The organism is Flavobacterium sp. (assembly GCF_965277525.1).
Classification (GTDB): Bacteria; Bacteroidota; Bacteroidia; order Flavobacteriales; family Flavobacteriaceae; genus Flavobacterium.
This window is the reverse complement of the sequence record NZ_CBDIDC010000009.1, coordinates 336,983-352,573: the sequence shown is the minus strand read 5'-3', so window position 1 is coordinate 352,573 and position 15,591 is coordinate 336,983. Positions and strand designations below refer to the sequence as shown.

Annotated in this window: 8 protein-coding genes; 6 read left to right on the top strand and 2 right to left on the bottom strand. The window is 36.4% G+C overall.

The genetic code is table 11. From position 1 onward, the window contains the following. Positions 1 to 12 precede the first annotated feature (12 nt). Complete coding sequence (locus tag ACQY44_RS18635; protein ID WP_428231805.1) at positions 13 to 3,075, bottom strand: SusC/RagA family TonB-linked outer membrane protein; 3,063 nt, start codon at positions 3,073 to 3,075, stop codon at positions 13 to 15. 222 nt (positions 3,076 to 3,297) lie between these two features. Between ACQY44_RS18635 and ACQY44_RS18630 the strand changes: the two genes are divergently transcribed. The 4 genes from ACQY44_RS18630 to ACQY44_RS18615 all read left to right on the top strand — a co-directional run bounded on the left by ACQY44_RS18630 (position 3,298) and on the right by ACQY44_RS18615 (position 11,570). Next, positions 3,298 to 4,047, top strand: a complete 750-nt coding sequence (locus ACQY44_RS18630; protein WP_428231804.1) for a DeoR/GlpR family DNA-binding transcription regulator — start codon at positions 3,298 to 3,300, stop codon at positions 4,045 to 4,047. A 114-nt stretch (positions 4,048 to 4,161) separates the two neighbouring features. Continuing rightward, the gene (gene nagB, locus ACQY44_RS18625; RefSeq protein WP_428231803.1) at positions 4,162 to 6,078 is read left to right on the top strand and encodes a glucosamine-6-phosphate deaminase; all 1,917 of its coding nucleotides are present in this window, start codon (positions 4,162 to 4,164) and stop codon (positions 6,076 to 6,078) included. Between the two features lie 308 nt (positions 6,079 to 6,386). Beyond that, positions 6,387 to 9,293, top strand: a complete 2,907-nt coding sequence (locus tag ACQY44_RS18620; protein ID WP_428231802.1) for an FAD-binding and (Fe-S)-binding domain-containing protein — start codon at positions 6,387 to 6,389, stop codon at positions 9,291 to 9,293. Between the two features lie 339 nt (positions 9,294 to 9,632). Beyond that, positions 9,633 to 11,570 (top strand): amino acid permease, encoded by a 1,938-nt coding sequence (locus tag ACQY44_RS18615; protein WP_428231801.1) that lies wholly within the window; start codon positions 9,633 to 9,635, stop codon positions 11,568 to 11,570. Positions 11,571 to 11,767: 197 nt separating this feature from the next. Here the strand turns inward: ACQY44_RS18615 and ACQY44_RS18610 are convergent, their stop codons facing one another. Further along, the gene (locus tag ACQY44_RS18610) at positions 11,768 to 12,970 is read right to left on the bottom strand and encodes an aminotransferase class I/II-fold pyridoxal phosphate-dependent enzyme (protein ID WP_428231800.1); all 1,203 of its coding nucleotides are present in this window, start codon (positions 12,968 to 12,970) and stop codon (positions 11,768 to 11,770) included. Positions 12,971 to 13,292: 322 nt separating this feature from the next. Here ACQY44_RS18610 and ACQY44_RS18605 point away from each other — a divergent pair, with 322 nt between their 5' ends. Continuing rightward, positions 13,293 to 13,748, top strand: coding sequence for an Lrp/AsnC family transcriptional regulator (locus ACQY44_RS18605; RefSeq protein ID WP_428231799.1), 456 nt, complete (start codon positions 13,293 to 13,295; stop codon positions 13,746 to 13,748). A gap of 352 nt (positions 13,749 to 14,100) precedes the next feature. Further along, positions 14,101 to 15,504, top strand: a complete 1,404-nt coding sequence (gene lpdA, locus ACQY44_RS18600; protein ID WP_428231798.1) for a dihydrolipoyl dehydrogenase — start codon at positions 14,101 to 14,103, stop codon at positions 15,502 to 15,504. The last annotated feature ends 87 nt before the right edge of the window (positions 15,505 to 15,591 follow it).

Here is a 15,591-nt window from a genome sequence, read left to right as displayed (position 1 = left end):
ATTTTTATTTGATTAAAATTGAACTTTAACGGCCAATGAATATGAACTAGGAATTGGCACTGTTCCAAAATTGTATTTCGCAACTGAAGATTGCCCGCCTGAGTTGGTTTCCGGATCGAAACTGGTAAATTTGTCCCATGAAACCAGGTTTCTACCACTTGCAGTAATGCTTAAATCATTAAAGAAATTGTTTAATTTTCCAAAAGAATAATTCAAAGAAACTTCTCTTAATTTCAGGTAACTTCCGTCAACTACTCTAAATTCTTCTACATTATAAACAGACCAGATATACCCACGTGGTAATTCTCCGTTAAGTTCTTTTTGAACTAATGTTCCTGATCCAACACCTTGTCTGGTTCTGTAATCAGCATCAAAAACATCTACGCCCTGAACACCATCAAATAATACAGATAAACTGAACTTTTTGTAATTTAAATTAGCTCCAAACGAAATGATATAATCCGGATTTGGGTTTCCAATTTGCTTGTTTAAAATGGTTCCTGTCGGTTGTCCGTTAGCATCTCTTTGTGGAGCTCCGGTATTTACATTTCCTTTTTCCGTTTGAGGATATCCATTAGGAGTCAATAATAGACTTCCGTCCGGATTTCTGGCGAAGTAAGTACCGTAGTAAATTCCTACTGGTTTATCCATCTCTACAAAAACAGGAGCTCCGGCTAAATTGCTGTCTAATTTAAAACGTTGCTGCGGTAATCCGGTAACTTTATTTCTATTGCTGCTATAGTTTACAAAAACGTCAAGATGTAAGTTTTCTTTTTGGATAAGAGCATATTTAAGATTCAATTCGAATCCTTTATTGTTCATTTGTCCAATGTTTTTAATCGTGTTTGTAGCTCCTTCAGAAGCTGCTAACTGAACCGGTAATAATAAGTCATCAATATCTGCATTATAATAACTAAAAGATAAGTTTAAACGATCTTTCAAGAACCCAAAATCACCTCCAACTTCGTAAGTAACACTTTGTTCCGGTCTTAAATCTAAATTACCTTGTTTGAATCCTTCGATAGTAAAAGTACTATTTCCTAAAAGAGTTCCGGTAGAATAGTTAGTAAAACGAGCATAAGGTTTAATAGCCGTTAAACTACCTGATTTACCCCAGGAACCTCTAAATCGAACTGAACTCACTACATCATGAATGTTTTGCATGAATGTTTCATCAGAAAGTACATAACTCACACTTGCTTTTGGATAAAATTGTGACCTGTTATCACTTGAAAAGATAGTCGATGCATCTTGTCTTCCGGCAACAGTCAGGTATAATTTATCTTTATAGCCAATAGTTTCCTGAAGATAATAGCCCCATAAATTGTATTTTGACTGGCTGGAACTTGGTGAGCCTGGAATTAAAGTATTAAAAGCATTTATAGTTTCAATAAATGGTTTTAAGTTACGTCCTTCAATGGCTGCAAAATTATCACGGTAAGTCTGTACATTATAACCTGCATAAGTCGTTGCTTTCCAGTTTGAGTTGATATTATATAGGTATCTTAAATTCAAATCGTTGTTGAATTGTACGACTCTGTTAGTAGCTTCAGAAACATAACCATCATTATAATAAGCAGGATTTACCGTGTAGGTGTATCTTGGAATAAATACATTACCTCTTTGGTTGTAATTGTCTAAACCAAAAATCAAATCGGCATTGAAGTTTTTAAACGGAACATAGTTCAATTGTAAATCTGAAATAATACGATCTGTATTTTGCTGTATTTTAAAATCATCTATAATAGAAAGCGGATTAATCCTGTTAGGATCAACGCCTAATAAATGACCGTTGGCATCTCTTTGCTTAATATCGTAGATGTTATTGGTGATGTTTATAGAGTTTATTGGACTCCAGAAAACGTTTCCATCCGGTTTTTCGTTTGATGCTGAATTGATATAATTCAATCCTACGGTAGCAGATAATTTTGAATTGAAATCATGTTTCAATCTTACTTTTGCACCGGCTCTTTTAAAATCAGTATTTTTTATAATTCCTTCGTTTACTAAATAACCCAGCGAAGCAAAATATTTGGTTTTTTCATCTCCACCCTGTAGCGAAAAATAAGTATCCGTTCCAACACCAGTAGTAAAAATGTCATCCTGATAATCATATCGCTGAACGTTAGTTGTTCTGGTTTCAAGATCTCTTCCTAATACATTAACCGTTGTTGCGCTTGCAGGATTGCCCTGAATAGGAAACAAAGCCGGTGAAGTGCTTACGAATTGTTTGTCAGACATATTCATGTCTAATTTTTTTCGAATTTGGTTTGAAGTTACACTAGTAGAAAATGTATATTTAGTTTCACCGGCAACTCCTTTTTTAGTGGTAATCAAAACAACACCATTTGCAGCTCTTGAACCATAAATTGCTGCAGCGGCTCCTCCGTTTAATACTTCAACACTTTGTATGTCGTTAGGATTAATATCTGATGATCTGTTCTGACCAATCTGCATATTAGAATTTCCGGAAGTTACATTCAGGTTGGTAACGTTTGTGGTAGCATTATTCAAAACAACCCCATCAATAACATATAAAGGGTCCGAAGATCCTAATATAGAAGAAGTTCCTCTAAGTTTAATGCTGAAACCTCCTGCTGGATCACCTGAGTTCTGAGAAACCTGAGCACCGGCAATTTTACCCTGCAAAGCTGTAGAAAGTCCGCCTGGTTGTGCCTTTACCAAGTCTTCACCTTTTAAACTTGTAACGGCGTTTCCTAATTCTTTACGAGTAGCACGCACAGTAGATCCTAATACAACAACTTCAGAAAGCGTGTTTGTTTCTTCGGCCATTTTAAGGTTTACTACAGCAGAGTTGGCAGAAACTTTCACTTTCTTAGAAGCGAATCCAATAAAGCTAAAAACAAGTGTCTCGTTTTCTTTTGCTGCAATGCTAAACTTTCCGTCAAAATCAGTTACGGTACTTTTTGATGTTCCTTCAATAAGAACAGATACTCCTGGTAGAGAAAGTCCGTCAGATTCACTTGTAATTGTACCGGTTATGGTTTTTGTTTGAGCAAAAATGGGTTGCGCAAACAAAATAATTCCAAATAAAATAAATAATAGTTTTTTCATTTTATAATTTTTGTTTAGTTAGAGATTGGAAATATAGAAACATTTTTTAATAAATGCAATTTTGTGCAATATTTTTATTTAAAATGTTTAATAATGCAAAATAATGCATAATAAATATCTCACTTTTATTTTTTTTGGGAGTATAAATCTGGTTTTTAAATTAGTTTTACCGGAACATGCATAATAACGCAATATATTTTTATATTTGTTAAAAAAAAGAAAATGTTGAAAAAAGAAAGGCATCAGTTTATCATGGATAAATTTAAAGAAGCCGAAAAAATAAATACCATTGATCTGGCTTTGGAATTGGAAATCTCAGAAGATACAATCCGCAGGGATTTTAATGAATTGCACAATAAAGGATTGATTAATAAGGTATACGGAGGGGCATTCCTGGTCAAGGATAAGTCTAATAATATATTTGATATTACTATTATTAATGAAGACAAGAAAATAATAGTGGGTCAAAAAGCTTTATCGTTCTTAAGTGAAGGACAAGTTATTATTATGACCGGAGGTACAACCAATTTATCTTTTTGTAAACTTATTCCAATTGATTTTTCTGCGACCATTTATACCTATAGCTTGCCTATTGCCATGCAATTGTCACAGCATCCTAATATAGAATTGATTTTTATTGGAGGTAAACTGCAGAAAAATGCGATGGTAACGGTAGGTATAGATGTGGTTCAGGTGTTGTCTAAAATCAAGGCAGATGTTTGCTTTATAGGAGTAAGTAGTTTAGATGTAAATCAGGGAATTACGGAGAAAGGCTATGAAGTTTCTGTAGTCAAAAAAGAAATGATTAATGCCTCTGATAAGGTTATTGTTTTGGCTACTTCGGACAAGATTAATGGCAAGATGCCTCATAAAGTTTGTGGTCTTGACAAGATCGATGCCATAGTTACAGAATTGAATCCTAAAAGCTCTAAAATCAAAAATTTTGTAGACGCCGGAGCTCGTATTTTTTAATTAAAAATGCGTTATTATGCGTTATTTGAAATTTTATGATTAAAAAATGCATTTGTTTGCGTTTTTTTATCGTTTTCTACTATATTTGTGATCTAACTTTATAAAAAGAATATCATGAATGTTAGTACTTCTACTTCTTACCATAAACCAGGTAAATTTGAAAATTCGAGATTTGAAAAAATACATAATGTAATTTTTGAAAGTTCAAATACAGGTTCAATAGCCGTTGCTAATGAAATAGCTTCTCTGATCAGAGCCAAACAAAAAAATGGCGAACCCTTTATTTTAGGGCTTGCAACAGGGTCTTCACCGATAAAAGTATACGAAGAATTAATCCGATTGCATAAAGAAGAAAACTTAAGTTTTAAAAATGTAGTAACTTTTAATCTGGATGAATATTATCAAATGAACCCGGATAATTACCAGAGTTATTATTATTTCATGCAGGAATATCTTTTTAAGCATATTGATATTTTGCCGGAAAATGTCAACATCCCGCAAGGAAATTTAACCTTAGAAGAAAGTGCGGTTTTCTGCAATGAGTATGAAGAGAAAATAAAACGTTATGGTGGTATCGATTTTCAGTTATTAGGAATTGGCAGAACAGGGCATATTGGGTTTAACGAACCTGGTTCTCATTTTAATTCCAGTACAAGAATGGTGACCCTGGATTTTGTAACCAGAAGAGATGCTGCGCCAACTTTTTTGTCTATTGATAATGTGCCTAAAAAAGCCATTACAATGGGAATTTCGACCATTTTTGAGGCTAAAAGAATTGTTTTACTGGCTTGGGGACAAAATAAATCTGAGATTGTTCGCGAAACTGTCGAAGGTGAAATTACATCTAAAAAGCCGGCAACTTATCTGCAATTGCATAATGCAACGACAATTGTTTTAGATACAGAGGCTTCTTCTTTATTAACCCGAATTAATACACCATGGTTAGTAGACAATTGCGAATGGGATGAAAACCTGACCCATAAAGCAATATTTTGGCTTTGTCAGGAAACATCAAAAACAATTTTAGAACTTTCTGAAAAAGATTATCACGAACACGGAATGGGAAGTTTGATCGAAAATGATGAAACGGCCTATGACCTGAACATTCGTGTTTTTAATAAACTACAGCATACCATTACAGGATGGCCAGGTGGAAAACCAAATTCTGAGTTCGAAAAACGACCGGAACGTTCTACGCCTGAAAAGAAAAGAGTGTTGATTTTTAGTCCGCATCCTGATGATGACGTGATTTCTATGGGCGGAACTTTTGACCGATTGGTTTCACAAGGTCATGAAGTGCATATTGCCTATCAGACCTCAGGAAATATAGCAGTTTCGAATGATGAAGCTTTAAAATTTGCCGAAATGGGATTAGAGATTAATCCTGAAAGTGACTATTATAAAACGATCATCGATTTTATTAAAGCGGGGAATAATAATGTCTCCGATATTCCGGAACTTAGAAAGTTAAAAGGATTGATCAGACAAAAAGAATCTTTAGGAGCAACACGTTATTTTAATGTTCCGGATAAAAATATTCATTTTCTTAATTTACCGTTTTACGAAACAGGAACCATAAAAAAGAATGCATTATCTGATCCTGATATTGCTATTATGATGCATTGCATCGATGAGATACAACCACATCAGATCTACGCTGCCGGAGATTTGGCAGATCCTCACGGAACACATAAAGTCTGTTTAGATGCTTTGTTTTTGTCTTTAGAAAAAATGAGAGATCTTCCTTATATGAATGATTGTTGGGTTTGGTTGTACCGCGGGGCATGGCACGAATGGGATATTCATGAAATCGAAATGGCAGTACCTATGAGTCCGAGTCAGGTTATCAGAAAAAGAACAGCCATATTTTATCATCAATCCCAAAAAGACGGAGTCATGTTTCAGGGTGATGATTCAAGAGAGTTTTGGGTGCGTGTTGAAGATCGAAATAAAACAACAGCAACACGATTTCGTGATTTAGGTTTGACGCAATATGCCGCTATGGAAGCATTTAAACGTTATATTTTTTAATCCGTTGGTGTAATTTTAAATATAGAAACATAGATTTTGGTTTAAATAAAAACCACTCCCATAGCTATCGCGACAAAGGATTAAACAGATTAAAAGCAAAATCTGCAAAATCTGCGTAAAAAAAATCCAGTTCATCAATTTAATTTGAGAATCAAAACAAAATCTACTTTTTTATCGTTGAACATTTACGAATCGAATGCAATGTTTTTTTAAGAGAGTAGTATCCAATAAGTATCGGAATTACAGTATTTTTGTAGTGTCAATAAAAAGAGCAATTAAATCAGTTTTAGGCCATAAATTCAGTTATAATGTCAATAATTAAAGAGTTACAACAGTTATCAGAATCATTAGAAGGAACACTTTTATACGATGATCTTCATAAAACGCTTTATTCTACCGATGCTTCGGTGTACCGAATAAAACCAAAAGCGGTTGCTGTGCCTAAAACCATAGAAGATATTAGTAAAGTAATCCGTTTTGCTGCACAACATCATATTTCGATTACACCAAGAACTGCCGGAACTTCATTGGCCGGACAAACGGTTGGCGATGGAATAGTGGTCGATGTTTCGAAGAACTTTACCAAAATTCTGAATTTCGACCCGATTAAGAAAACAGTTACGGTTCAGCCCGGTGTAATTCGTGATGAACTGAATTTATTTCTGAAACCGCACAATGTATTTTTCGGTCCTAATACATCAACGACAAACCGCTGTATGATTGGCGGAATGGTAGGGAATAATTCTTCCGGAACCACTTCGATTCGATATGGTGTGACACGCGATAAAATTGTAGAAATCAAAGGTCTTTTAAGTGATGGTTCTCCAGTTGTTTTTAACGAAGTGACTTCGGCTGAATTTATGGAAAAAACGAAAGGCGATACTTTAGAAAATAAAATATACAAAAGTATTTACGATGAACTTTCGGTAAAAGCAACGCAGGATGAAATTATAAAAGAGTTTCCAAAACCGGAAATTCACAGAAGAAATACAGGTTATGCTGTTGATATTCTATTAAAATCCGATTTGTTTGGAGGGACGGAACCAACAATTAATCTTGGGAAATTACTATGCGGAAGCGAAGGGACTTTAGCTTTTACAACCGAAATTACTTTAAAAGTGGACGATTTACCGCCAGCCAATAATATTATGGTCGTGGCGCACTATCATAGCATTCAGGAATCGCTGGAATCTGTTGTGGTGGCGATGAAACATCATTTGTATACAGCAGAAATGATCGACGACACGATTTTAGATTGTACGAAAACAAGCCGTGAACATATTAAAAACAGGTTCTTTTTAGTGGGAGAACCTAAAGCGATTATGATGTTTGAAGTCGCTTCGCACGATCCGGAAGATGCAGAAAATCAGGCGAATGCTTTAGTGGCGGATTTGGAAAAAAACAACTTTGGTTACGCACTCGTAAAAATTTACGGATCGGATATCGAAAAAGTAAACGAACTTAGAAAAGCCGGTCTTGGGCTTTTAGGAAGTATTGTAGGCGATGATAAAGCAGCTGATTCTATTGAAGATACTGCCGTTGAACTGAGCGATTTACCTGCTTATATCGAGGAGTTTTCGGCAATGATGTTACGCCACGGACAAGGGGCGATATATTATGCACATGCCGGTGCGGGAGAACTGCATTTACGTCCGGTTTTGAATTTAAAGAAAACCTCAGATCTAAAACTTTTTAGAACCATTGCGACCGATGTGGCAATTTTAGTAAAGAAATACAGAGGTTCGTTAAGTGGTGAACATGGTGACGGAATTGTGCGCGGTGAGTTTATTCCGTTTATGATTGGTGAAACCAATTATGAATTGCTGAAAAGAATCAAATTGGCGTTTGACCCCAATTCGGTTTTGAATATCGGAAAAATTGTCAATGCCCTAAAGATGGATGAAAACCATCGTGTGGTTTCAGGCAGGGTAGAACCGGATATAAAAACGTTTCAGGATTTCTCAGACAGTTTAGGGATTTTGCGTGCTGCCGAAAAATGCAACGGATCAGGAGATTGCAGAAAATTACCATCTGCAGGAGGCGCGATGTGCCCGAGTTATCGTGCAACCAAAAACGAAAAAGAAACCACACGTGCAAGAGCGAATGCGTTGCGTGAATATTTGACCTATTCTGAGAAAGAAAATAAATTCGACCAAAAAGAATTATACGAAGTTTTTGAGCTGTGTGTGAGCTGTAAAGCCTGCGCAAGCGAATGTCCGAGTAATGTGGATGTTGCAACCCTAAAAGCAGAATTTTTATACCAATACCAAAAAGCAAACGGATTCTCGACCCGAAACAAGATTTTTGCTCACAATGCAAAACTGAATAAAATGGGAAGTTTGTTTCCGTCGATTACGAATTTCATTTCGAATCAATCCCTCGTGAAGAAAAGCATGGGAATTGCACCAGAGAGAGAAGTACCTTTATTAGCAAAAAAGACCTTTAAAAAGTGGTATGAAAGTCAGAAAAAACAAAAACAGGATTTCCCGAACGGACAAGTGTATTTGTTTAATGATGAATTCACGAATTATTACGATGTCAATATCGGAATCGATGCTTTTGAATTATTGACCAAATTAGGTTACGAAGTTTTGGTTGTTAATCATGAAGAAAGCGGAAGAACTTATTTGTCGAAAGGATTTTTAGAAGAAGCCAAGAAAATAGCCAATACCAACGTGAACATTTTTAAGGATTTAATTTCTGCGAAAGCCCCTTTAATCGGGATCGAACCATCTGCAATTTTGACTTTTAGGGACGAATATTTACGTTTGGCCGATGATAAAGAAAGTGCTCAGAAAGTAGCGCAAAGCGCCTTTACGATAGAGGAATTTTTCAAGAAAGAAATCGTTGACGGAAAAATCAGACCGGATTCTTTCTCAGAAGAAAAGAAAGAAATCAAAATTCACGGGCATTGCCATCAGAAATCATTGAGTTCTGTTGAAGCGACTTTCGCAATGTTGAATTTGCCAGCCAATAATGTTGTTACCATTTACAATTCAGGTTGTTGTGGAATGGCAGGGTCATTTGGTTATGAAAAAGAACATTATCAGGTCAGCATGCAAATGGGAGAGGATACTTTATTCCCAAAAGTGCGTGCTACTGCCGAAAACGTAAAAATAGCCGCCGCAGGAACCAGCTGCCGCCATCAAATTTTTGACGGAACGAGTAGAGAAGCGCAACATCCGGTGAGTATTTTGAGAAACTGTTTGCGTTGAGAGATGGCAGGCGGATGACACGGATTCACTTCATGAAAACGCAGATAAGGACAGATTTTTTTGTTTTGTCTTAAGTTTAGCCACTCCCGATGGCTATCGGGAGTGGCTAAAAAATAATTCGGGAAAATTAGTGCAATTCGTGGCAAAGAAAGAAAAACCCGCGCTAACCCTTAAAATCCGTGGGCAAAAAAAACTTTGTGACTTAACGTCTTTGCTGCAAAAATAATTTGCGGATAAAACAAAATGGTTTTATATATTTGAAATCAGGATAATTTTTGCATTATTTGCAAAATAAAACCTCAAACTTCGATTTAAATTAATTTAAAAGCAAAACCATATATGGCATTATCAGGTTTATTCCGAAAAAAAACGGTACAAGATATTCTGAAGCAAGTTGCAAAAAACGAAGCAGATGGTCATAATGCACTAGGAAAGCATTTAACCACCAGAGATTTAACTGCTTTTGGGATTGCTGCTATTGTAGGGGCAGGTATTTTCAGTACCATCGGAAAAGCCAGTGCAGATGGAGGTCCGGCTGTTATATTTTTGTTTTTATTCACGGCTTTAGCCTGTAGTTTTGCTGCTTTTGCTTATGCCGAATTTGCTTCGATGGTTCCGGTTTCAGGAAGTGCTTACACGTACTCATACGTAGCTTTTGGAGAGATAATTGCCTGGATAATTGGTTGGGCATTAATCATGGAATATGCTGTTGGGAATATAACTGTAGCAATATCGTGGAGTGATTATTTTACGGGACTGCTCCAGAGTGGCAGAATTCATCTCCCGCAATGGATACAGATGGATTATCTAACCGCTTCAAACGGATTTAAAGATGCTACGGCTTTAATGCAGGGCGGAAAATCGTATGATAATTTGGGCAGAGGTTTACAGGAAGCTTACACGGCCTGGACAACAGCACCAACAATTGGTTCATTCCACTTCGTTGCCGATTTACCGGCATTGTTTATCATTATCCTGATTACGGCTCTGGTATACAGAGGAATGAAAGAATCTCGTAATGCGAGTAATTTAATGGTTGTTGTAAAACTTTGTGTAGTGCTGCTAGTAATTGCAGTTGGTGTGTTTTACGTAGATACAGCCAATTGGGATCCGTTTGCACCAAATGGAGTTAGCGGGGTTTTAAAAGGAGTTTCAGCTGTTTTCTTTGCTTATATTGGTTTCGATGCGATCTCCACAACTGCTGAAGAATGTAAAAATCCGCAACGTGATTTACCACGCGGAATGATGTGGGCGATTATTATTTGCACGATTTTATATATTGCGATTGCCTTGGTTTTAACCGGAATGGTAAATTATAACGAATTAAATGTTGGAGATCCTCTGGCATTTGTTTTCGATAAATTAAACCTAAAATGGATGTCCGGAATTATAGCCGTAAGTGCTGTAGTAGCGATGGCAAGCGTTTTATTGGTTTTCCAGATGGGACAGCCTCGTATCTGGATGAGTATGAGCCGCGATGGTTTATTGCCAAAGAAATTTTCTACCGTTCATCCAAAATTCAAAACACCTTCATTTGCAACAATCGTAACCGGTTTTGTAGTGGCAGTTCCGGCTTTGTTTCTGAACCTGACCATGGTAACGGATTTATGTAGTATCGGAACTTTATTTGCCTTTGTATTGGTTTGCGCCGGAGTTTTGGTTTTACAGGATAAAACGGATATTCCCAGAGGAAAATTTAAAACGCCTTATGTAAATTCAAAATTTATTTTGCCTGTTTTAATGATTGCAGGGCTTTATTATGCTTTTAATTTTAATAATAAAGCAACAATGGCTTTTATCAATAATCAAGCACAAACAAACGATGCAACGACAATTATCACGTCTTTAGATAAAGAACAATCAGCTAAAGTTTTCAATTATTTAAAAAGTATTGATGTACATGATAAAACTGCCAAAACAGCAGATTTAGAGCATTTATTAAGTCAGTACCAGGACGACGAGGCAAAATATACTGAGGTGGTAAAAGGATTACCAATCAGTGATTCATTAAAATACGAATCAGGTTTCAGTTTATTCAAACACAAGATTCCAATGTGGATTTTCTTATTCGTTTTAGTTGGATTAGCCGTTTGGGCTTTTAGAAAAAATCTTTCTTTAATTCCGCTTTTAGGATTAATTTGCTGTTTGTACATGATGGCCGAATTAAGCGTCTGGAACTGGATTTATTTCACCATCTGGTTACTAATCGGATTGTTTATTTACTTTAGCTATAGTAGAAAAAACAGTAAACTTAATTTCCCTGCAGAAGTTAGATAATTATAAAATATAAATGGAAATGCCGTTCTGAGATTACTCTTGGAACGGCATTTTTATTGGCTTTCTCGTTCCTCAAAATGACAGATAAATACAAATTACCAATGTATTAATAAAAATTGCCACGAATTCACGAATTAATTATTTTAAAAATTCGTGAATTCGTGGCGAAAAAAAACTTTTAATCCTGTAATCTTTGGCTAAATAACCCCAAGTTCCACCATACAAGCCTTCATCATTTCATAAGTACGCTCAATATCATTATCCAGTCCAATCGAAAAACGAATCAAACCATCCGTTAATCCCATCTCGTGTTGTTCCTCTAACGGAATTTCACTCGAAGTCGAAGTTCCCGGGGCACTAAACAACGTTTTATAAAACCCTAAACTTACCGCCAGATAACCCAGATTTCTGGCTTGCATCAATTCCATTAATTCATTCGCTTTAGCCAAAGTTCCAACGTCGATTGTGAGCATTCCGCCAAAACCGTATTCAGGATTGATCATCGTTTTGTAGAGTTCGTGACTCGGGTGACTTTTCAGTCCCGGATAAACCGTTTTAAGTCCGTCTTTTTCAAATTTATCCGCCAGAACGTGCGCATTATGGCTGTGTTGTTTGATACGAATATGAAGCGTACGAAGATTTTTCATCACAGAAGCAGAACGCAAACTATCCATCGTTGGTCCCAAAAGCATACTGGCCCCGGAGTTTACATTTTTCAAAGAGTTAATAAATTCCTTCGAGGCACAAGTTACACCACCAACCGTATCGCTGCTTCCGTTAATGTATTTTGTTAAACTGTGAATCACGATATCCGCACCCAATTTTGCAGGCGAGACAGACAATGGCGAAAATGTATTATCGACTACCAGTTTCAGATTATGTTTTTTAGCAATTTTAGCTAAACCGGCAATATCAGCCACTTCCAATAACGGATTACTCACCGTTTCACAATACAAAACTTTCGTATTTGGCGTAATGGCAGCTTCCACAACATCCAGTTTTGTAATATTTACAAAGCTCGTTTCAATGCCAAAACGAGGTGTGAAATTCTTCAAAAAGGCATAAGTTCCTCCATAAATCGTTCGGCTTGAAACAATGTGGTCGCCCGCACCGCACAATTGCAATAGTGTAGGCGTAATTGCGCCCATTCCTGAAGCCGAAACATTGGCTGTTTCTGTTCCTTCCATCGCTGCTAAAGCCTGATCCAGGTATAAATTGCTTGGAGATGAGTGACGTGAATACAAATAACAGCCTTCCATATTCCCTTCAAAAGTGTCGAACATGGTTTTAGCCGAAAGAAACGTATAAGTCGAAGAATCAGAAATCGAAGGATTTACACCGCCAAATTCACCAAAGTACTGCAAATCCTGAATTTTGTCTGCTGGGTTAAAGTTTTTCATAATAGTTTGTGAGTTGATATTTTATTTTTTTGAGTTTGTTTAGGAGCTATTTCCTGCTGTCCGCTATATCTTTTATGGCGAACCCCGCCATAAAGCGATGCCGCTTCCATCAGGGCTAGGATACTCGTTTTCAAAAGAAATCCTATTCAAAATAACGTTTATTAAGAAAATTAATCAACTGTAAAACTTATAATTAGATTTTAAAACTATATAAGTAATTTAATAAGGATTATTTATCTAAATTTGATATAGAAATTCCAAATCAATAGATTTTCTTTCATAGCAACAACAAACCATCAACCATCAACAATAAACAGGAACCATGACTTTAGACGCCACTGATAAAAAACTCTTAATCTTACTACAAACCGACAGTAAAAAGACAACCAAAGAATTGTCCTTAAAACTCAATCTTTCGGTAACCGCAGTTTACGAACGCATCAAAAAGTTAGAGCGCGAAGGAATTATCAAAAACTACGTAGCATTGGTTGATAAAACGAAAATTGAAAGAGGTTTTGTCGTTTTCTGTCATTTAAAACTTATTCAACATACCAAAGAATTTCTAACAAAATTCGAAAGTGAAGTCACCAAACTCAACGAAGTCCTGGAATGCCATCACGTAAGCGGCGATTACGATTATATCCTGAAAGTTTTAGTAAAAGACATGGAAGAATACAGAGAATTTCTGGTAACTAAACTCACCTCATTGCAACACATAGGAAGTACACAAAGTATGTTTATGATTAGTGAAGTGAAGAATTCGACGGTGATTTTTTAAGTTGCTAAGGTTCTGAGCTGCTGAGTTGCTAAGGTTTTAGATTCAGAGGCTTTTTAGCTTCAGGTTTCAGGTTTCAAGTTTCAAGTTTCAGGTTGCTTGACTTTACTTGGCAAAAGCCTGAAGAAAACTTTGCGAATCTTTACGTAACCCTTTGCGAACTTTGCGGTAAAATGCCCAATCTAAAAAAAACTGTCTGGGTAAAATACAAAATCCATAAAAAAAACTTTGTGCCTTAATGCCTTCATGGCAGAAAACTTCAGCCCAAAATTTCACACAAAAAACATTGAAATTTAAACTTTAAACAAAACTTTATTCCTTAATTTTGTATCGCTAAAAATAAAATAGACAAACTATGAGTTCATTTGACGTAGTCATTATAGGTTCAGGTCCTGGAGGATATGTATCAGCAATTCGTTGCGCACAATTAGGTTTCAAAACTGCCATTGTAGAAAAGTATAACTCTTTAGGCGGAACTTGCCTTAACGTAGGTTGTATCCCTTCAAAAGCATTATTATCTTCTTCTCATCATTACGCTGAAATTGCACATTTTGCAGATCACGGAATCGAAGTTTCCGGAGATGTAAAAATCAATTTAGAGAAAATGATCGCGCGCAAACAAGCAGTTGTAGATCAAACCGTAGGTGGAATCAACTACTTAATGGATAAAAATAAAATTACCGTTTTCAATGGTTTAGGTTCTTTTGTAGACGCAACGCACATTGCAATTGCAAAAGCGGATGGAACTTCTGAAACTATCGAAACAAAATATGCTGTAATCGCTACAGGTTCAAAACCGTCTTCTTTACCATTCATCAAAATTGACAAAGAAAGAATCATTACTTCTACAGAAGCTTTGGCTTTAAAAGAAGTGCCAAAACATTTAGTGATTATTGGTGGTGGTGTTATCGGAATCGAGCTTGGACAAGTTTACCTGCGTTTAGGAGCCCAGGTTTCTGTAGTGGAATTCATGGACAGGATCATTCCCGGAATGGATAGTTCATTGTCTAAAGAATTGACGAAAGTATTAAAAAAACAAGGAATGAAATTCTACGTTTCTCATAAAGTAAAATCAGTAGAAAGAAACGGCGATGCTGTGGTTGTTCAGGCTGAAAATGCAAAGGGAGAAACAATCACGCTAGAAGGAGATTATTCATTAGTTTCTGTGGGTCGTCGTCCTTACACAGACGGATTAAACGCGGACAAAGCAGGAGTTAAAATTTCAGACAGAGGACAAGTAGAAGTAAACGATCATTTACAAACTAATGTTCCTAATATTTATGCGATTGGTGATGTTGTTCGTGGAGCAATGTTGGCACACAAGGCAGAAGAAGAAGGAACTATGGTGGCTGAAATCTTAGCAGGTCAAAAACCGCACATCGATTATAACTTAATTCCTGGTGTAGTGTACACTTGGCCGGAAGTTGCTGCTGTTGGACAAACGGAAGAGCAGGTAAAAGCTTCTGGAACGGAATATAAAGTGGGAAGTTTTCCTTTTAAAGCTTTAGGTCGTGCAAGAGCAAGTGGAGATTTAGACGGATTCGTAAAAATCATTGCTGATGCTAAAACAGATGAGGTTTTAGGAGTTCACATGATTGGAGCCCGTACTGCTGATTTAATTGCTGAGGCAGTTACAGCTATGGAATTCAAAGCTTCTGCTGAAGATATTTCCAGAATGAGCCATGCGCATCCAACTTTCGCGGAAGCGGTAAAAGAAGCAGCATTAGCCGCCACGGATAATAGAGCATTACACGTATAATTTACGTTAATCATAATTTTAAATAAAACCGCCATAATTCATGTTCTGGCGGTTTTATTATTTATGTATAGTCTCTACAGGACATTT